Raw genomic sequence first — 19,627 nt, forward strand, 5'->3', positions numbered from 1 at the left:
AATTGTATGGAGCATGAACTGTGCCAGATTTAAAGTTGTTTAATATCATTGGTTTGGGGTTGATTTTTCTGTTTGGAATTGTGATATTTCAATTTGAATCTCGTTATGAATCTAGAGATTTAATTTTGGGAATTTGCGTCAGCATAGGTGCACGTGTAATTCGCTCAATGTCTTCTTTACGGCGAATAGAAGAGTCAAATAACTCAAAGACAATCGCGAGCCCACAACCAAGGCCCATTCCCGCAATGATTCCGGCAATAATGTAAACGAACGTTGGAAAGTTAGCCGGGCGACTTGGGGTATAAGGCAAATCGATGATCTTTACACGTTTGTTTTGTTCGAAAATACCCAGTGAGCCAGTCAATTGGGCCATCTCATAGCGTTGTATGAGTTCATCATAGAGTTGGCGTTTGATTTCGGCATCACGAACTAGACGATGCATGCTTTTGGCATTATCACCAAATCGGTTCGCTTGTTGTTCAAGCTCTTTGATCATGCGCTCTAAGCTTTTGGTTTCTTCTGACAGCGATTCGTATCGGCTTCTGACCAGTTGCAGGCTGTGCAGTTGTGTGACCAATAGAGGTTGAACATCCCCCAACTGTTCGACTTTCGCGCTGCTCGCGATGTCCCACAATTGATCGCTGCTGATATTCGGTTGTTCGGTTTGCAGCAAGATGGCACGCTCGTTTTCGAGTCGACGCAATTCACGCTCTTTACCTTGAACCGCGCTGTGGTTGTCGGTGTATTTAGCTCTTAATAGGGTAAGTTCACTGCGAATTTCAATGATCTGATCTTCTATCTTACCGACGACAGGGTTGGTTTTAGAAAGTTGTTGATCGAGTGAACCTAAGCTTCTTTCTACACCCGCCAGCTCGGCTTTCTTCTCAGCATAGCTTTGCTTGAGTGCCGCTAAGCGACCTAACGCTTGGCTTTGCATCTCAGGGGTCACGGATGCATAGCGGTTTTTAAATTCGGCCAGTTTGTTTTCGGCTTCTTCCAGATCTAAACGGCGCTTCTCGATATGAATGGCTAGAAACTCGGAGGAGTCTTGTATCGATGAACGCTCTGGGGCGAGTAGCTGATCTATAAAATGTTGGCTGATTGACTCTAACATTTCTTTCATGCCATCAGGCTTGTTGGAGGTAAAGGTGATCTTCAAAAAATCTTTACCTGGCTGAGTGACATTAAGGTTACTTGAGAGGCGATAAATCATTTGATCACGCTCTGCCGCCGACATTTGATCGTTAATGAGGTCATGCTCTTTGGCGACTGCGGTTAAAACGTGGCGACTTTTGAGCAAGGTGCTGAGTGCATTGAGACGTTCTTTGAGCATGGTCGACACAGCAATATCTTCCAAAAATGGATTCATCTTTGCAGTCTCTTGAATCAGCATAGATGTATGCGAAACGTAATTGGTTGGTGCCATTTTGGCGACGAACAAACCAATAAACGGGAAAATCAAGATCGGCACGATAATCACGTAACGCTGACGCCACATGCCATTAAGAATCACAATGAATCTGAGCTTGAGTTCGTTCATAAAGACTCCAACATGTGCTGCACTTGCTGTGAACGCTCATCCCAACTGTTACGGTTAATCGACATCTCTGAAACGGAACGGTTGGGTGACGCTGTTGTGGCGATGCGTGCGAGTGCGAGCGAGAAGCCATCCGCATCGGTCACGACATCAACGTGCTCGGAATAAGGTGTGAGTGCTGGAAATGGCGTGCTGATCACTTTTGACTTTGCAGCCAGGTATTCCAGCAGTTTAAGTGGGCTACACGCAGCAATTTGGTCGTTAGCAAGGAAGGGCAGTAAGCTCACATCCCAATGTTGACTGTAGCTTGGTAATTCGTGATGAGGCCGAGGCCCTAAGTAATGCACATTGTTGAGTTTGGGAAGCGGATTGCTTGTCAGCTCAATTGGACCGATAAAGACGAATTGCCAGTCACTATTGGTTCGGCAGACCTTCTCAATCATTTCATAATCCAACCAATTAGACAGGCTACCGTAAAAGCCAGCGATTTTATGGCATGGATCAGGGAGATCGGACGCACGAGCAGTAGGTGTACTGAACAATTGGGTATCTACGCCATGGGGAACATAGTGTGTTTTGGCTTGGGGAAACTTGCTGACTAACTTACTGCTCGCGGCAAAAATAAGGTCCGCTTTCTCAATAAGCTTACTCTCGTGTTCGGCGACTGTTTGATGATCCACACCTGCTAAAGAAGCGAAGTCGTCACCACAATAATAGACGACTGCCGATTCGCCCAGATGACCACATAAGTCGGCAGCGGTTGGTAGCGAACTCCACAAGATGGGGTTATTCAGCTTCAACCGTTTGATGAGTGGCTTCAACTGGCGGCAGAGCATCATTTTTGCTGCCTGACGCGCGAACATAGAGCTCGGTGCAGGAATCGTGCGTAAATTAACCACTGTGATGTTACTTGGCAGTTGCTTTGATGTTTGGTAACCAGATTTCCCTTTGCCCATCAATTTTAACGCAGCGCGCTTGATGTCTTGCGTCGTCCACTTGGGCTGACGTAAACCAATGGAGTTTACCCACAGCACCTTGCGATATTGAGCAAGACGAGTGATGAGGTGTTGTGTACTTGACGGTAAACCGCCAAAGTCTTCGCCAAAGACAATGAGATCACGCATGATAGCCTCCCGTTGGATTCAGCTGTTTCACAACTTTTGCAGGGTTTCCGGCTGCGACAACGAACGGAGGCAGTGATTTGGTCACAACGCTGCCTGTCGCAACAACGGTGCCTTCCCCAATGGTGACATTTGGGCAAACCGTCACTTTCGTCCCTAACCAAACGTCTTTTTTCAAGATGATGTTACCGACATCGCAATCAAGATCGCCATGACCTTCAGCGCGAAGCTTAGCGTTTAATGAATGGCCGGAGTAACCAAATAAGAAGGCACCACCAGCAATGCGCACATTGTCTTCAATGATCACCTTACGACCAATGGCTATCGTACTTTGCCAACCAATATCAACGTTGTTTCCGACTATAAGCTCAGGTGAAGGACTCTCAGGGCGAGCACTGAATGTGGTGTGGCCAGATATACGGCAATCCTTACCTAATTCAATGGCCAGTGGACCAGAGACAAAAGGGACACCTCCGAATAAATAGAGACCGCGGCCGTAACGGCGAAGTTTGCCTTTAAAAGCGGGAGTATGAATAAGAACTCGCAGTACATTGTTGAATAGATTGGTCGATGTGCCATACAAGAAAGCAATCAGCTGATTCAGGATGTGGGGAGTAGGTAGGTCGCAGGCGCGAACTGCCTTAAGGAAAGCGAACAATTTTCGATACGATGGATTGTCATTGTTCTTTAGCCAAGTTTTAAATTCAGATATTTGCGCTGCCAACATAACATGCTCCTTTTGCTATTTTACAAAGAGCTATTTCATGTTGCGTGCCAAAATAATAATTTAATAAAAACAGTTAGTTAAATAAAGACAATAAACTCAGTTGGGTGTTTTCTCATTTTGAGAATAGTTTTGCGTGATTCGAGAAAGCGCCACACATAGAGCGGAAAGGATATAAATCGGCCAAGTAAAGCCCTGGGTTAAGAAGGTGCCCGAAACAATAGTCCCGATGATTCCAGCGTAAACCGCCAACGAAGTCGCATACATATAAGGGCTGACTGGCTCAGCGCTGTTTTCGATTGCAATGAGTGTGTGTCGGCTGGTTTGAATGAGCGAAATAATGATCGCGATAAAGATGATTAAGCCTAAGAAGCCGGTTTCCGCTAGCACCCCAAACCAAGTGCTGTGAACAGCATGATTCAAACCATCCCAGTGTGGACTGTAGTAAAAATAATTTGAGTAGAAATTGTTGAGGCCGACCCCGGTTAAAGGGTTATCCACTGCCATTTTGAACGCGGCTTCCCAAGCATAAAGTCTACCCATTGCTGAAGCATCAATGCCTTCTTCTGCAGCGCCTCCTGACTGACGATCTGAAATGCCGGCTACGGAGAAAAGAACGAGCAGGCCAACAATTGCAATCACAAACAGCACCGTTTTAGAGCGAATCAAGCGAAGACCAAAAATACCAAATACCGCGACAGAGCCCAACAGGCCGCCCCGGCTTTGTGTTGCGATAACGGCAGCCATGGCTAAAACCAAACAGATTAGCCCAAGAAGTCGCGCGCTTCCTATCCCCTTAGTTGTCGCAAAGCTGATCGCAAAGGCTAGGGGGAACATTAACACCAATGACAAGTCGTTTGGATCGCCAAGTACAGAACCCAGTGCTCGACCAATGGTGACACGAGAGCCTTCGACTAGGCCAATGCCACTGGCTGAGTTGTATAAGGCCACCGTCGCGATGAGTAGTCCGGCTAAGATAATCAGTGTGGCGATTTTCTTCACTTCCTCTTCGCTATTCACCAGCCAGGCAATCGCCAGTGTCATGACAATGATCTTCCAGTAGATGTTTTTGAAATAAGTGATGGCCAGCCCCGGGTTAGAGGACAAGATTGAACCGATAACTACCAACAGCCAAAAGATTGCAAGCCACGTAAAACAAGGGTGCCAATAGGTATCCATTTTTCGGCTGATCAATGAATGCCATAGTAGCCCTGCTAACGCGCCAAGTGATAGCAGAAGTGGAATCTTCAGTGAATAAAGAGCAGGGATAGCTTCATGGATGCGGAAGAAAGAGAACAGAACAAACAGACTGACTAGCCAAAACGTTTGGTTGAGAACAAACAGCACGCCAAGGGGAGCAAAACAGAGCACGATCGCTACAGCAGGGTGAGGTGCAAGAAACCAAACAGCACCAAGTACGCCACTAATGAGCGTCATGGTGAGAAGGCTCTTAGTGCGATCAATATGGCTCATGATGCTTTACCAAGGTAAGTCTGCAGATAAGAAAACGCAGATTTGAACGTATCAGGATCGATGAGCTTGGCTTTAAGTCCATATGCCACCAAGGCTAATGGTTGAAGTACCAACATAAGCAGCGCCAGTTCGACATTGTTTTGGTAACCACTGGTAAATAGGAACAGTGTGGTGAGGAGGATCAGCCCTAAAATCGAAGGTGACTGATAGCGAAGTGGCGCGAGCGTTTGACTATGCCAAAAGGTTGCCACAAATCGCACCACTTGGCCGACAACCAGAGCGACCAAAATCGCTTTGATACCAAGGTCGCTAAAGAAATAACAAAGTGAGAAAGCAATCAAGGTTGCCGAGAGATTAATCAGTAAAAGGTGAGTGGTCTTTTTACGATACAAAACGCCCAGGTTGGTCAGTTCTACTAGCTCTTTAAACAGCATCGTAATGATTGCTAAGCTGACATAAGACGCAGCCAATAGATAGTTGGTAGGTAGGAGTAATTGAATAAACAGCTGGCTTAACCACGCTACAATTAGCGCCAAAAAGCAAAGCAGCATAATGCCTTGTTGTGTGATCTGCGCAGTGTAGTGTCGTCCAAATTGTTCCAAAGCGTGGAAGCGTTTCGGCATCCACCACATATGGAAAGGTTGAATCAAAATACCAACGCCTAAGGCAAATTTCGCGGCAATCGCATACATGCCTAATGTCACCAAGTCGGTGGTGCCTGCAATGATCCAACGTTCTGCGCCACTTAATCCAAAGGCAACAACGGCTGACAGCATGAGGGGAGAGCTATAACGAACGTATTCTAGAATCACCTTACGGGTTGGTAATGTGAATGAAAACCCAATGGTGAAGTGCAAGAAAAGGTACTGACTCAATGTACAAAACACATTAATGGCGAAAACAGTCGTGACGGTGGGGCTGTTGTTTAACGCCCATACCAACAATAGGAACTGCAAAGCAACGGTACAGGTGCAGATTTTGAAAAATCGCATTGCTTGGCCTTGTAAGCGTAACCAGGCAAGGCAGATTGCAAGCGGCGCTTCATAGCAAAGTACTAATGCCATCAATCCCAGAATTGAATCGCTGAATGACTCGATTTTAACAGGGACAGCATAGTAAACCGCAACGAGCAGCGTTGTCGCGCCAAGGGAAATCAACAGGGTGGCGTAATAGAGCTTTGAGGCAATGGTTTTTTGCTGTTCCTCGTCATCGACAGTGCCGATAAAGCGATACAGGTTTTCATGCATTGCTAGCCCAATCACAAGGCTCGCAAAAACGGTAGTGATGCCAATAAGTTCGAGCTGACCGAGCTGTTCTGGCAGCAAGTAATACGCCATAAGAGGAAGGGTGATCAGTGAAAACCCTTTCATTAGGAATACACTGAAGGCGTATAGGCTAATACTCTTGATTTGTGCTGATTTCATATTTCACCTTCCGCCAATTAGGAGTGGTCGAGACTACTCACCAAATGTGTCACTCCAGCGCCATTCAAACATTGAGCAAACTTCATATAGCGATATTCCGCTTTAAACTGTTTGGCAATATCTAATGCATGTGTCTGACAAAGTTGGCATAAAAGGGGATCATGAGCAGCCAACAGTAACGCATTGGAAAGAGACTCAGGATCGTTAGGCTGATATTTGATGCAGTTAACGTTGTGTTCCAGCTGTTGGTCCCAAAACGCGCCATCTTGAGGAAGGATGACACACATGCCAGCCGCCAATGCTTCAAGAATCGACAGCCCGAACGGCTCATTAACACTGGTAGAAACAAAGATATTTGAATTGGCGCGTATCTCATCGAGGTTGCTTGGATCGTCGTACCACTGCGTATGTCGATTAAGGTTAATCGGTGCTTCAGAGATAGGTAAGCACGTCTGTTTAGGTCGAATAAAACAGATATTCATTGCCAACGGCTTAAAGGTTGAGGCAATTCGCGCGGCTTGAATAAACAGATCGAGACCTTTCCATTTGAGTAGAGACGCAGACCAGAAAAAGATCGGCAAACTCTGCTCGCTCTGTGTCGGCCAGCGGTGCTCAGGAATCCCGTTCACAAACGATTGGTAGTTGGCTGATTTAAGGTAACACTCTGCGATGTGCTCAGTGTCGGCAATGTTGTTTAGACTGCTTAAATAGGTAATGAGTGCTGTTTTCATGCTTGGTCTCGCTGACGGCAAATAGAACACCGAATCGGCATTGGTTAAGCAGTAACCGATTGAACGAGAACAGCCAACGTTACCATGGATCATTTGAATGAGCTCAAAAGAGAACAGGCGTTTGGCAAGATAGAGAGGCATGTCGATGCCAGGGCCAGATGCTCCCACTATTTTGGTGATTTTGCCCTGTAAGCAAAGCACAAAGAAGAGTTGTACCAGCAGCGTCAATTGATTTAGCCAGTAAAGGGGACCGTTATGGTGCTTGATCAACCAACCAGAGTGAAACAAACGGATAACACTGACGTCGTGCTTGGCGTAGAAATCGGTTGATTCCCAATAGTCAGGTGTCACGCTGAGGACAACAAATTGATGCAGCTGCGTACTACTACAGGTTAACGCATCACTGGTGGCGATTTTTGACCCACCTTTAAACGGAATAGGATCAAATACGAGCGTTTTATTGATTTTAGCCATGTTGCTCTCCCGTCATAAAGCGATTTGAAAGGTAAGATTTGATTGGCGAAAATGTGTGAAACAGAGAACGCTTTTCAATCGCAGGACGTTGCAGTAAAGCGCGATATACGCCAAGAATCTTCTGGCCAGCCTGCTCAACAGAGTGATGCGTCAGAATATGCTGGTGGGCACGTTGGGCCATTTTGTTACATGCGGTTGGGTTTGCGACCACGATACGCATCGCTTTTTCTAAAGGGGCAACATTGTGGTTCGGGTAAATCACCCCTGTTTTACCATGTTGAATAAACTCCGGAATGCCGCCTTCAAAAGGTGCGACAATCGGTAACTTCGCCAATGCGGCTTCGGCAACGACTAGTCCAAACGCTTCGCTGCGAGCACCACTGACAAACCCATCACACCCCTTTAGCCAACCTAAAACGTTTTTCTGCTCACCGACAAAGTGAACACGGTCAGCGAGGTGTAAGCATTCGGCTTGCAGTTCTAGCTCATGTTTCTCAGGACCATCACCGATCACCACCAAGCGAACGTTTGGGTACTCCAACACTAAGTGACGCAAAGCAGTGAGAATACGGTCGACGCCTTTACGTTTGATCAATGAGCCTACGGTGGCAAAAACAAAGGCATCGTCATCGATCTCTAGCTCTTTTTTTACGTTTACGGTTTTCTGCGCAGAAAGGGCCTCGACATCAATGCCGTTGTGAATGGTAGACAGTTGTTCGATGGGATAACCATCTTGAAGCAGTGACTCAGCAACATGATGACTTACGGTAATGATGTGTTGAGATAGATGGACACCTGTCGTCAGGCGCTCACGGGCAGGGTAGTGACAATGTAACTGAGTAACCGCGGGGACTTGTTTACTTCGAGCGGCTGCAATCACCCACTGACAAGGCGCCGCACTATTGATGTGAACAATATCGATATTTCGTTGTTCGATAAGGTCGCGTGCCATTGTAAAGAGGCCAAACCAAGCAGAAACGTCAAAACGGGGCTTTTGCCAACCGAGTAACATTGGAAACCCTGAAAGCTGGTGAGGCACATACATCTTATCGAGTTCATGGGTTAGTGCTTCGCTATTGGTCCAGACAAATGCTTGGTAGCCATGTTCGCGAACAAAGCGCACTTGATCGAGTAAACATTTTTCGCTACCACGAATCCAGTTGTCACCAAAGTGTACGTATAAAATCTTCTTTGCCATACCCAGTCCCTCTCGTTGACATTGCATTAATATTGCGGAGATAAGGTGATTAGAGCAAACTGAGTGCCAGATATTGAATCTAAACTAAAGCTTTGTTTTGTAGAGGTTTTGTTGGGTTTCTTCCGGGGGTGGGAAATCTATTTCTCAATTTGATAATCAGAATGACACGAGTGTGGAAAGTAAAGCGCGAGTAATTGCGGGATAACAGCGCTGACAGAAAACGCACTGTTGACCGCGTGAACGGCTTGGGCCTTAAGTTCAGTTCGGTGTCGAACATCAGATGCAAGATATTGATTCAATGCGTCACTTAAAGCGGTCATGGAATGAGTCATGTAACCATTTTGGCCATGACGGATGAGTTTTGGCAGATTTCCGACATCAAGTGAGATGACGATGATGCCGCGCGCCATTGCTTCAATCGCTGTCATCGGAAGGCCCTCATAACGAGAACAGATGATCAAAATACCCACATTCTGCCAAACCTTGTCCATATTCGTTTGATGACCATGAAAAGAGAGGTTAGTTGGAGCCGATGACCGCAGGGTCGAAGACATCGGGCCATCACCGTAGATGTGAAAATTCAACTCCTGATTAAGCCGCGCTAATTCAACAAAACGATCAGGCGCTTTTTCATGGCTCAAACGCCCAACAAATGCGATTTCGTTCCCCTTGCTGTTGGCTAAACCATTACTATCGATAAAATTATTGAATGACTGTGAAGCGACAGGCAACTTGTTCGCGATTTTATCACTGACTGCAATTGAAGCTGAGGAGACAAATGCGCTGTATCGATCGAGGCAATCATAGAGCCAGACTCGACCAGATGGCGTTTCACCGGCGTGGTAAGTTGATACCTGACGAATACCAGTGATCACTCTGGCGAGTTTGCAAGCCAGGCTCGCTTTATACCCATGAGCATGAACAACAGCAGGAGAGTACTGGCGTATCTTGCTAATGAGAGTGGGCAAGTAATGACGCTTTGATGTTTGTAAGTAGTCAACGTCAATATTGGCGGATTGCAGTTTGGAGAGTAATAAAGGCGGTTCAGAATATTGGCGTAAAATCCAAACTTTGACGGGCGTTTTAAATTGCTTGAGCCCTTTTGCGAGCTCAAGCAAGTGAGTTTCAATGCCACCAAATGTGAGGCTATCTATGATCAGCCATACCGCGTTAGATGAGCTGCTGTTCATCCTCAGCTTCCCATGCTTGTTTTTTACGATAAACAGTAGAAGGGCTAAGCTCTAGCAGAACCGCAGCATTGAGCACGTTACCCTCGCAGAAGTCGATCGCTTGCTGAATGGTTTCGCGTTCGATCTGCCACATTGGTCTAATCGTAACTGGGCCTCTTTCAGCCGAAGAAGTGGTTGGTTCAAAGTCATGCACTGTTGGTGTTGATGGCGCGACTGCGACAGCGACTTGTGCAGGAGCGACCACTGAGGCGACCTTACTTGGTGATTGCTTCGCAGTAAACTGTGCTGGCAGGTGAGACAGCCTTAAATGGGTATCATCATTAAGCACCACAATGTTGCGGATAATATTTTGTAACTGTCGAACGTTACCCGGCCATTTGTAATGCTTGAGGGTCGACTCCGCGTCTCGATGAACGGCTCTGAATTTTTTGCCATCTTCTTTGGCGTAAAGTTTTAGGAAATGATTGGCGAGGGTAATGATGTCGTTACCCCGCTCACGCAGAGCTGGCATATCGACGGGAACAACATGTACGCGGTAGTAGAGGTCTTCTCTGAATCGGCCTTCTTCGACTTCTTGAAGTGGATCTCGGTTGGTCGCACAAATGATTCTAACATCGACTTTAGACTCTCTAGTGGCACCCAGTGGGGTAAAGGTCCCGGTTTGCAAAAAGCGCAGCAGTTTCTTTTGCATCTCCAGTTCCATTTCACAAAGTTCATCGAGAAACAGGGTACCGCCATGGGCCATAGTGGCGGCGCCTTTTCTATCCGCAGTCGCACCGGTGAACGCTCCTTTCACATGACCAAAGATCTCACTTTCCATGAGATCTTTTGGAATCGCGCCACAGTTAATGGCGATGAAAGGCTTGTCTTTGCGTTTACTTTCTTTGTGTATGGCTTCGGCGCACACTTCTTTACCGGTACCGCTTTCACCAATGACAAACACACTGGCTGTGGTTGGCGCGACAGAATCAATGATCTTATAGACACCTTGCATGGAAAGGCTAGAACCGATGAAGCCGTGAAACCGATTGCGGTCAAATTTGTTTTCGATGTCGTCAACCAAGTTGGCTAACTTCACTTGCTGGAGATGAAGGGTGATGGAGGTTTTCAAGCGATCAGCATTGATGGGCTTTTCGAGAAAGTCCTTAGCGCCTTTCTGAAGTAAGCTTACGGCGACATCCACCGAGCCATGAGCCGTGGCGACCACAACAGAAGTTGGGATCTGACGTTCATTGATCCAATCTAAAATGTCTTCGCCATCCATATCTGGCAATTTAAGATCCAAAATCACCAGCTGAGGCACATTTCGCTCAATAAACGCCATCGCCTCTTTACCTGTCTCTACGTGGAAAAGGTCATACGGCTCATCTTTGACGTATTGTTTGTATAAAATAGCCAGCGAGGTGGAATCTTCGATTAATAAGACTTTTGGTTTCATTCCTGATTTCCTAACTTAATTGGCTGTTGGTTCGTTGAACCCTTGTTGTTTTCGCTCTTTTATTGCCTCAATTGAAGCAACGGCGATTTGTTCGAGTTCACCTTTATAAGTAAATGCTCGTTCATGTTGACCATCAAGGCAAAGGTGCTCGATTTTTCGCGCCAAATTAGAGAGGGTACGATTACCCAAGGCCAATGCGGAGCTCCCCAGTGTGTGCGATTCAAATTCGAGCACATCTTTGTCGGCGGCTGCCATCGCTTGGTATATTTTGGTCAGCCTTGTCTCAGACTCTTCGATGTAATGGTCGATAAGAATAGGGAGAACTTCGGCGGAGGTGTCCTCGATAACCTGTTTAATAATGATTTCATCAACGAGTTCCAAATCCAACGTTTCCTTGTTTTCATTATGCTGTGGGGTAACTTTAGTTATATGTGCATCATGTTGCTCTTTCAAACGCAGAGGGTCTGATTTTTGAACTGACGCAGTGTTCTGCTCTTCAGTTAAGAATAGATTAATTTTTTCAACCAGTTGAGAAAGACGAATGGGTTTTGAAAGATAATCATCCATCCCCGATTCTAGAAACTTCTCTTTATCACCGGCTAAGGAATGGGCGGTGAGGGCGATGATGGTGGTTTGGTTACTTTGGCCTTGTTCAAATTGACGAATCTTTTGACACGCTTGCATACCATCCATTTGTGGCATAGAAATGTCCATAAAGATGATGTCATATTGATATTGTGTCGACATCTCGACGGCTTCTAAGCCGTTCTCTGCAATGTCTATATCGACTCCGAGTCGTTTAAACATTTCTCTAATGACCAGTTGATTGGCTCGGTTATCTTCAGCTACAAGGACACGCACATTGTGATTGATCAGATCTTGGCGATGAACAGCAATAGGTGAAGAGATCAACTCGTCACTCATCTCGAGTGTGATGTCAAAAGTGAATGTGCTACCCACATCAGGTTGACTTTCCACGGTGACTTCACCGTCCATCAAATTACACAAGCGGCGGCAGATCGCGAGCCCAAGGCCAGATCCTTCTTTGGTTCGCGAATAGGTTTGATCGACCATGGTAAATTCATCAAAGAGATAACGAAGTGCTTGGTCATTGATACCTATGCCTGTGTCTTGAACTTGGCAATGGATCTGTACTTTGTTCTCGTCTTTTCGCTCTGCGGAGACTTTGACTGTGATACTGCCTTCGTGGGTAAACTTCATGGCGTTACCGATGATGTTAAGCAAGATTTGCTTGATTCGGTTTTCATCCCCACACACTTTGCTTGGAACGTCACCTTCAATGTAGCAGTGCAAAATCAGGTTTTGGCTTTCAGCCGTTGGGGTAAACGAATCGGCGACACTCTCTACACAATGGCGAAAATCAAACGTTTTATGTTCCAAAATCAGGGTATTGGATTCCATACGAGTGAAATCAAGAATATCGTTGATGACAGACAACAAGAAATGGCCGGATTCAGTCGCAGTGGTAACAAGCTTTTGTTGCTCTTTCGAGAGATTGGTCTCTTCAAGAATGTTAAGGATCCCAAGTACGCCATTCATTGGTGTACGAATCTCATGAGACATGGAGGCCAAGAATCGGCTCTTTGAATTACAAGCTTGCTCGGCGCCTTCTCTGGCCGACATGAGATCTTGGTAATTCTGCTCTAGCTTAGCTGACATATCATCAAAAGCGCGTGTGGCTTCGCCGAGTTCATCTTTACTATGGTGCTGAATTTGGTAACCAGGTCCTCGTTCTCGCACCCGATGCACGGCAGAGGTCAGGCGTGATAGGCCACGAGTGAGGTAAGTGCCTAAGACAAAGGAAAAGAAAGCGACCAAAACGACTTCTAGACTGGCGATGCCGACAATCGCTTTCTTAGCGTCTTGCAGCATCATTTTGATTGGGGCAGTTTCAAACCCGATATCCACGTACGCATAAGGCTTACCGCCAACCTCTATCGGTGTTCTTGAATCGAAGATGCCATCATCCACTGAGCCTAATGACTCATCGTTCTGCATAGCTCGTTCAAGTAAGGCTTTATCGCCGGCGCAGGCGAGTTCATTGCCGTCGCGCAGAATACGAACGTAAGCGACATCTTCTAATGTCATGAACTCATTAACTAAGTCATCGAGTGTTGCAAGGTCAGTTGATATCACCGCGTCTTTAGCGGCATGAGCAAACATAGTTGCGCTAGAATTGGCTCTTTGGATCAGCTGTTTCTCGTTTGAGGTCGACATGAAATCCATTGCGCTCACGACTAACACTGCCAAGACGACAATCTCTATAAATGCAATGCCTAAAATCGTTTTGGTACGTAAAGTCATCATCGGTTCCTCGCTACTTCAATACTTGAATATTGAGTTGTCGTACATCATCCCAGTCACTATCTTGTGCTTGGATGAAGCCGCGAATTTTTAGCCGTTCAAGAATCACTTGCCCTTCTTCGGTTGAATCCAATCGCTCTAATGCCTCTAAAATGGGCTGTCGTTTAGATGGTTCAATATTGGAATGGTAAGCGATGGCATGAGGGGTATAGGGTTGAGTCACCCAAACCGGTTCGAGTTGGTCGCGAAGTGATTGGGGAATCGCGTTAAACGTGCGCATAACGCCACCACCGGCTGGGTAAAGGCCCTTGGCAACAGCAAGGTAAACAGAATCGTGGGAAGAAACGTAGTTGGCTTGGTACGTCACACCGGCAAGATTCAAGTCACTTTGCGTAAGCAGTGTCGCGGCGAAGGCTGCAGGCGAGGGGAAGGCCAGAGTCTCGCCATCAAACTGCTGTAAGTCATTTGATTTTCGGCCTTTTTGAGTGACCAGTATCCCCTTGATTTGTTTGTTTTTCGCTTTTGCGAGTGCTTGATAACCGGACTTTTGACTGAAGACGGTGTAGTGATAAGGATTCATATAGGCGAGGTCGTATTCCCCATTCGCTAAGCGACGTTCGAACGTAGGAATATCCGCCGCGGTACTGAACTCAATGTTGAGTTGAGTTTCCTCAGAAAGGTACTCCATTAATGGCCCCCAGTGTTGAGCCAACCGACTGGCGGATTGTTGGGGAACAATACCGAAAGTCAGTGTCTCTGTGGACATACTTGGCAAAGAGATTAGCAGTAAAGATGCAGCGATGAACTTCTTCATGGGAATATCTCCTCTAAGCGGTTTGGGCGAGAAAATCATTGGCGAGGATTCTGTCGCCAAGGCGTTTACGCCATGATTGGGGGATGAATTTAAAGCGATTGAGCTCGCGGACCAGCTCTTGGCCGAGTGAAGCTTGTTGCTTGAGGTTAAGTATGGAGCCCAGTAGAGAAATAGACTTGTTATCGAGTAGGTTCATCGCTTTTTCTAACTGACTCGTAGAGGTACTGCCCCCCATAATCACCATGATGGTTTGGTCACACGCACTCGCAACGACCTGCGCTGGAATACTGCCACGGTTGATGTGCAGGATAGGGGTGGTATCAAAGATCACACGGTCATACTCTTTTAACCAGTGGTTCACGGCAGAAGAGAGGTGAGTTGGATCTTTGAACGGCAATATCGCGGCTTGGGTATTTGGGATGGTCAAACCGGTGAACAGTTGATGCGTATGTGAATGAGAAATCAATGTTCCAACGTGTTCATCCGATTGCTCGATAGGCATTACTTCGACACCTTCAAACGCTGGGTGGAAGGTATTGAGGTCAACCAACAAGGTTTTGTAGCCAGAAAACAGGTAACGCTCGGCTAACGCAGTCACAATAGACGTGACGCCGTCACCAGGTTGGCATGAGGTTACGCACACTGAGCGGCAGCCTTGCATTTCTGCCGCTAGATAAATCTGTTCCACTTCGGTGTGGGTCGCAGGAATAATCATTACAGCGCTCCTATTAAGACAATGGTGGTTGTTAGACGAAGGATATCTTCAAGACCTACTCGTGCTTTCTCCATAAAGCTTTCGCTTCTATCCGGAACGTAAATCGTGTCACCAGAGCGGAGGATAGGCAGTTTGTATAGGTTTGCGGTTTTGCTGAAATCAATCAAATCAAAGGTTCTTGCTTGCTCTTGGCAGCATGACATATTCACGATTGAGATTTTTTCTAAGTACGCTCGTTCGGATGGGCCGCCGGCTTCTGCCAATAGGTCAAGGATCGTCATGTTGTCATCGAAGACATAGCGACCTGGGTTGTTGACTGCACCTAGCACGCGAACGGTGGATTCTTTTGAGCGATCGAGCCAGATTTTGTCTTTTTCCGGAATGTAGATGGTGTCGCCCATGGTTACATTCGGCAGTAAACTTTCGTCACCCGTTTCAAAGTACAGTGATAGATTCAATTTGCTGACTTTCGAGTAGCTCTTATCGCGGTGAGTGATGCGAATGTTGTGAATGTCGGCGTCTTTTGTTGGGCCATCTGCCGCCGAAAGAATATCAAGGAAGTGCATGTCTTTAGTAAAACGGTAGCGACCGGGTGCATTCACTTGCCCAAACACATAGATAGACGCATCAGAGCTTTGACGTACCCATTGTGATTTATTATCAGAAGGATCTTGCGGAAGATCGTGCACGCGAATGATAGAACCTGCCGAAATAACTGGGAGTTCATTCGGTTGTGCGCCATTGAGAATAAACTCATCCAAGTTAAAGATATGCAGCTGGTTGTTTTGTGTGACAACTTCTATTTTAGATGTGTCGGCTCTTAGGGTCGGGCCGCCAACGTGAGCGAGGAGATCCATCATATCCATTTCGTCAGACCACTCAACGCGGCCCGGGCGAACCACTTCCCCGATCACACTAACTGCACGGTTTGGTGAGATTTTTAGCCATGACTTTTCATTCATGTCGGTCTTTTCAGGAACAAAAATAGCATCACCCGGAGAAATTGACGGTGGGCTACGGCGTGTTAACCCTTCAGTAAATGCCGTCAGGTCAAATTTAACCACTCGACCATCGGCTTTAATGACTCGGATTTGGCGAGACTCAGCATAACGAGTTGGGCCACCGGCATTAGCCAAAATATCCATAAATGAGGCGTTGTTCTTGCCTTCGTAAGCGCCTGGATGGGCCACTTCACCCATGATGTAAACCACATTGGCACCGGCTTTGATCTCTTCTTCTTGCTTTGGAACGAAGATGGTTGTGCCCGGCGTTAGGGTCGGCAGCATTGATACATCACCGCTGTCCAAGTACGCTTTTAGGTTAAATAGTTTAGGCGTGTTATTGGAAATGACGCGGATTTGCTCGACAGAGGCATAACGAGTTACACCACCGGCGCGCATTATGACATCCACAAGGTCAGTGTTTTGCTTAAAGCTGAACGAACCGGGTGCGTTTACTTCGCCAAAGACTTTAATGGCTGTGCGACCATCGGCACTGTCACCTGCGTTGGCAAGCTTATTCGCGTCAAACTCTTGTTCGATATTGCCCACTAATGGTGACGCAGGAACAAAAATAGTATCGAGTGATTCTAACGTTGGCAGTAGGGCTTCATTACCCGTATCCAAAAACGTTTTGTAATTGAAAGTGATTTTGTCCTTGCCACGTTTGATAAACAGGTTGTTCAGTTGAGCGCCGGCTCTTAAACCACCTGCTTCATGAAGCGCTATTTGAATGTCTGCGGTTTTCGCTAAGGTGTATTCACCCGGAGAGTTAACGTAACCTTGTACCGACACTAAGATTTGCTGTTCTGCAATGTAAATTGAGGCCGAAGAGAGGTCACGGTAGACTTTTTCTAATGACTCTTTCACGGCGTTTTCTAGCTGGCTTTCCGTGTAACCAGCGACGTAGAGTGCGCCCACTTCAGGGAGGGTGATTCGACCGCGTTTATCGACTTGAAAGCCTTTGTTGAGTGTTGACTCTCCTGGTAGATTGACTTGAACAAGGTCACCGATTTGAACGCGTTCTTCACTTGCTTCAACAGCGGTAAGCGTGAGTGATAGTAGGGCCATAGCCAGTAGGTTAGTCCATTTCATGGTAGCCTCCTTGTAAACGCACTTCTTCGCCTTCTTGAGTATCAATAACTTCAATGCTTACGCGGCGGTTGGTAAGACGTACACCATCGGTATCGCCTTCATACAGTGGCAGAGACTCACCAACAGACTTGGTTTCAATACGTTGTGGAGAAAGGCCAAAAATGGTTAGGTAACGCTTAACTTGTTGGGCGCGTCCCATGGCGAGTTCTTGGTTGTATGACATATCACCCACTGAATCTGCATGGCCGGTGACGGTTAAGTGCAGTGAGGTGTGTTGTTTTAATAGGTTTGAAGCTTCAGCCAAATGGCCCATGTACTTTGGATTGATTTCGGTCGAGTTAAAGGCAAATTGATTGTCGACATTGAGCAAGTTGTAAAGGGTATCAATGATGGCCAGATGTTGTTGGAATGAATATTCATTCGCTGGTGGTGCACATTTGGCTTGAGAGGTGACATAGTCCAGTTGTAGTTCTAATTCATTAAGACGTTTGCGTTGAATGACAATGTCGTTAGCGGCATCAAGTAATAGGCCTGCCTCTAGTTCTCGTGCTATACGGTTCTGTTTTTCTAATGCTTGAACCACAGCGGCAGGGAAACACCAACGAGCGCCTTCACGGATTAGAGTGTCCAGTTGTAACTTGGCAAGTTGCCAGTCGAATCGTAATCCATGCTCTGGGCCGAGTGGTTCATCAGGCATCACTGGAGTGAAAGAAGATTGAATGTACTGCTCTCCAATCCCTCCACGGCCTTCTTCAGGATAACTACTACAGCCACTTAAGCTTATGGCAGCCGCAATTAGGGCTATGTGTGTAATATGAGTGCTCATGCCAACGTCCTTTGTTAGTGTTTTTATTATTGTTATTAGTGAGTATGAGAATTAACGGGAATTGCTTGATCAATACGTAGAAGATTCATGATCTCTAGCGGCTGACCTGATACGTTTTCGATACGCATATTGCGTTGACGCTCGATCAAACGTTTGTATAAGTAAACCAACGCGCCGACACCTGAAGAATCAAGGAACTGCACTTGGCTGAAATCAATTTCGATATCACGATTGGTTTCGTCTGCGATGATTTCATCAATATGAGGTTGTGCGAATCGGCTACCGTCAGCGTCTAAATTACCGTTGATGATTAGGGTAGTGATCGTTTCGTTTGCTTGAATTTTACGTAGTTCCATAATGCTATCTCCTTGTTGGGTTGTATTAACTAGAGCAGATAGCATGCCAGATTTTAAGTTGTTAAAATTCAGATGCTTATGTGTTCGTTGTGCGGGTTTCTCAATTTGAAAAACTCAATTTCTCAATTTGACATTCAGCCTAAGTCACAGGATTTTGGTCAGCTAAACGTATGTAACTAATAATTTTGTAAGCAAATGAACGATTAGATATGTATCGGAGGTTGTTATCGATCGCCTTGCGGAGATAACTAAATGATCAGTAAATAGCAGCAGATGTTTTATTGAGTAACCGATATGGAACTACGCTTATCTGCGCTTACCGTGGCGCTTATGTTATCCACCTCAGCAATGGCTTCTCAGGTTGAGAAAGTTGAGCATTTTATGCCCGTTGTGTTAGCGACCAGCTTTGATAGTGACGTAGAGGTTTCAGACTATTGGAAGAGTGAAAAGCTTGACGGCATTCGAGCTATTTGGGATGGGCAACACCTAACGACGCGCAATGGTAATCCGATTATTGCGCCTACTTGGTTTACCGACCCGTTACCGAATTTTCCCGTGGAAGGAGAGCTGTGGGCTGGGCGAGGCAATTTCCACTTGGTTCAACAAACTGTGCTTGATAGTCAGCCTAACGACCAAGCGTGGAAAAAGATTGATTTCATGTTATTTGATATGCCTCATTCTGCTGGGGACTACCAAAAACGCTATTTTGGTTTGGTCCACCTAGTGCACTCTTTGAAAATCGACCACATAAAATATGTTGAGCATTCCCCAATACAATCCCACGATGAACTGTTTGAATATCTGAATAACGTTGATGGTCGAGCGGGTGAAGGGCTGATGCTGAGAAAAATCACCAGTCGATATCAAGCAGGCCGAAGCAGTGATTTACTTAAGCTAAAGAAACACCAAGATGCCGAAGCGGTGGTGATTGGCTATAAAGTCGGGAACGGGAAATACAAAGGCATGCTTGGGGCTCTGCTTGTTCAGTTAGATTCCGGGCTTCAGTTTTATATCGGCAGTGGGTTGAGTGACGATCTTCGCAGAGAGCCTCCTGAACTGGGTACGACAATAACATTCCGTTATAACGGCTATACCAGTAACGGAGTGCCAAAGTTTGCAAGATATCTACGCGAACGCGTTCAATAAAATAATCGATAGAATAAAAGTAAAGGGCCTAATTTAGGCCCT

At 46.2% G+C, this 19,627-nt stretch carries 16 protein-coding genes; 1 reads left to right on the forward strand and 15 read right to left on the reverse strand.

Annotated features, from left to right (window positions below):
* Positions 1–103 precede the first annotated feature (103 nt).
* The 15 genes from EJ063_RS08385 to EJ063_RS08455 all read right to left on the reverse strand — a co-directional run bounded on the left by EJ063_RS08385 (position 104) and on the right by EJ063_RS08455 (position 18,439).
* Positions 104–1,540 (reverse strand): GumC family protein, encoded by a 1,437-nt coding sequence (locus tag EJ063_RS08385; RefSeq protein WP_126573821.1) that lies wholly within the window; start codon positions 1,538–1,540, stop codon positions 104–106.
* Complete coding sequence (locus EJ063_RS08390) at positions 1,537–2,661, reverse strand: glycosyltransferase (RefSeq protein ID WP_126573822.1); 1,125 nt, start codon at positions 2,659–2,661, stop codon at positions 1,537–1,539. The genes EJ063_RS08385 and EJ063_RS08390 overlap by 4 nt, the downstream gene beginning before the upstream one ends.
* Positions 2,654–3,385, reverse strand: coding sequence for an acyltransferase (locus tag EJ063_RS08395; RefSeq protein WP_126573823.1), 732 nt, complete (start codon positions 3,383–3,385; stop codon positions 2,654–2,656). The genes EJ063_RS08390 and EJ063_RS08395 overlap by 8 nt, the downstream gene beginning before the upstream one ends.
* Positions 3,386–3,481: 96 nt before the next feature.
* Entirely contained in the window at positions 3,482–4,855 is a 1,374-nt protein-coding gene (locus tag EJ063_RS08400; RefSeq protein WP_126573824.1) for an O-antigen ligase family protein, read from the reverse strand.
* Positions 4,852–6,279 (reverse strand): lipopolysaccharide biosynthesis protein, encoded by a 1,428-nt coding sequence (locus tag EJ063_RS08405; RefSeq protein WP_126573825.1) that lies wholly within the window; start codon positions 6,277–6,279, stop codon positions 4,852–4,854. Before EJ063_RS08405 ends, EJ063_RS08400 begins: the two co-directional genes overlap by 4 nt.
* 17 nt (positions 6,280–6,296) lie before the next feature.
* A complete protein-coding gene (locus tag EJ063_RS08410) occupies positions 6,297–7,484 on the reverse strand; it encodes a glycosyltransferase family 4 protein (protein ID WP_126573826.1) in 1,188 nt (395 codons plus the stop codon).
* The gene (locus EJ063_RS08415) at positions 7,477–8,682 is read right to left on the reverse strand and encodes a glycosyltransferase (RefSeq protein ID WP_126573827.1); all 1,206 of its coding nucleotides are present in this window, start codon (positions 8,680–8,682) and stop codon (positions 7,477–7,479) included. The genes EJ063_RS08410 and EJ063_RS08415 overlap by 8 nt, the downstream gene beginning before the upstream one ends.
* 137 nt (positions 8,683–8,819) lie before the next feature.
* A complete protein-coding gene (locus EJ063_RS08420; protein ID WP_126573828.1) occupies positions 8,820–9,872 on the reverse strand; it encodes a glycosyltransferase family 4 protein in 1,053 nt (350 codons plus the stop codon).
* Complete coding sequence (locus EJ063_RS08425; protein ID WP_126573829.1) at positions 9,853–11,310, reverse strand: sigma-54-dependent transcriptional regulator; 1,458 nt, start codon at positions 11,308–11,310, stop codon at positions 9,853–9,855. The genes EJ063_RS08420 and EJ063_RS08425 overlap by 20 nt, the downstream gene beginning before the upstream one ends.
* A gap of 15 nt (positions 11,311–11,325) precedes the next feature.
* Complete coding sequence (locus EJ063_RS08430; protein WP_126573961.1) at positions 11,326–13,635, reverse strand: ATP-binding protein; 2,310 nt, start codon at positions 13,633–13,635, stop codon at positions 11,326–11,328.
* A gap of 13 nt (positions 13,636–13,648) precedes the next feature.
* Positions 13,649–14,449, reverse strand: a complete 801-nt coding sequence (locus EJ063_RS08435) for a phosphate/phosphite/phosphonate ABC transporter substrate-binding protein (protein WP_126573830.1) — start codon at positions 14,447–14,449, stop codon at positions 13,649–13,651.
* A 13-nt stretch (positions 14,450–14,462) separates the two neighbouring features.
* Complete coding sequence (locus EJ063_RS08440; RefSeq protein ID WP_126573831.1) at positions 14,463–15,164, reverse strand: P-loop NTPase family protein; 702 nt, start codon at positions 15,162–15,164, stop codon at positions 14,463–14,465.
* Positions 15,164–17,257, reverse strand: coding sequence for an SLBB domain-containing protein (locus tag EJ063_RS08445; RefSeq protein WP_126573832.1), 2,094 nt, complete (start codon positions 17,255–17,257; stop codon positions 15,164–15,166). Before EJ063_RS08445 ends, EJ063_RS08440 begins: the two co-directional genes overlap by 1 nt.
* Complete coding sequence (locus tag EJ063_RS08450; RefSeq protein ID WP_126573833.1) at positions 17,244–18,083, reverse strand: OmpA family protein; 840 nt, start codon at positions 18,081–18,083, stop codon at positions 17,244–17,246. The genes EJ063_RS08445 and EJ063_RS08450 overlap by 14 nt, the downstream gene beginning before the upstream one ends.
* Positions 18,084–18,118: 35 nt before the next feature.
* Positions 18,119–18,439 (reverse strand): STAS domain-containing protein, encoded by a 321-nt coding sequence (locus EJ063_RS08455; protein ID WP_126573834.1) that lies wholly within the window; start codon positions 18,437–18,439, stop codon positions 18,119–18,121.
* 294 nt (positions 18,440–18,733) lie between these two features.
* Here EJ063_RS08455 and EJ063_RS08460 point away from each other — a divergent pair, with 294 nt between their 5' ends.
* On the forward strand, positions 18,734–19,585 hold the full coding sequence (locus EJ063_RS08460; RefSeq protein ID WP_126573835.1) for a DNA ligase: 852 nt from the start codon (positions 18,734–18,736) through the stop codon (positions 19,583–19,585).
* The last annotated feature ends 42 nt before the right edge of the window (positions 19,586–19,627 follow it).

It is taken from the genome of Vibrio aquaticus (assembly GCF_003970385.1).
Lineage (GTDB): Bacteria > Pseudomonadota > Gammaproteobacteria > Enterobacterales > Vibrionaceae > Vibrio > Vibrio aquaticus.

Coding starts and splice junctions, on each gene's coding strand:
- EJ063_RS08460 (WP_126573835.1), top strand. CDS start 18,734: ATGGAACTACGCTTATCTGCGCTTACCGTGGCGCTTATGTTATCCACC.
- EJ063_RS08440 (WP_126573831.1), bottom strand. CDS start 15,164: ATGATTATTCCTGCGACCCACACCGAAGTGGAACAGATTTATCTAGCG.
- EJ063_RS08455 (WP_126573834.1), bottom strand. CDS start 18,439: ATGGAACTACGTAAAATTCAAGCAAACGAAACGATCACTACCCTAATC.
- EJ063_RS08430 (WP_126573961.1), bottom strand. CDS start 13,635: ATGACTTTACGTACCAAAACGATTTTAGGCATTGCATTTATAGAGATT.
- EJ063_RS08405 (WP_126573825.1), bottom strand. CDS start 6,279: ATGAAATCAGCACAAATCAAGAGTATTAGCCTATACGCCTTCAGTGTA.
- EJ063_RS08410 (WP_126573826.1), bottom strand. CDS start 7,484: ATGGCTAAAATCAATAAAACGCTCGTATTTGATCCTATTCCGTTTAAA.
- EJ063_RS08435 (WP_126573830.1), bottom strand. CDS start 14,449: ATGAAGAAGTTCATCGCTGCATCTTTACTGCTAATCTCTTTGCCAAGT.
- EJ063_RS08425 (WP_126573829.1), bottom strand. CDS start 11,310: ATGAAACCAAAAGTCTTATTAATCGAAGATTCCACCTCGCTGGCTATT.
- EJ063_RS08445 (WP_126573832.1), bottom strand. CDS start 17,257: ATGAAATGGACTAACCTACTGGCTATGGCCCTACTATCACTCACGCTT.
- EJ063_RS08385 (WP_126573821.1), bottom strand. CDS start 1,540: ATGAACGAACTCAAGCTCAGATTCATTGTGATTCTTAATGGCATGTGG.
- EJ063_RS08395 (WP_126573823.1), bottom strand. CDS start 3,385: ATGTTGGCAGCGCAAATATCTGAATTTAAAACTTGGCTAAAGAACAAT.
- EJ063_RS08450 (WP_126573833.1), bottom strand. CDS start 18,083: ATGAGCACTCATATTACACACATAGCCCTAATTGCGGCTGCCATAAGC.
- EJ063_RS08420 (WP_126573828.1), bottom strand. CDS start 9,872: ATGAACAGCAGCTCATCTAACGCGGTATGGCTGATCATAGATAGCCTC.
- EJ063_RS08415 (WP_126573827.1), bottom strand. CDS start 8,682: ATGGCAAAGAAGATTTTATACGTACACTTTGGTGACAACTGGATTCGT.
- EJ063_RS08400 (WP_126573824.1), bottom strand. CDS start 4,855: ATGAGCCATATTGATCGCACTAAGAGCCTTCTCACCATGACGCTCATT.
- EJ063_RS08390 (WP_126573822.1), bottom strand. CDS start 2,661: ATGCGTGATCTCATTGTCTTTGGCGAAGACTTTGGCGGTTTACCGTCA.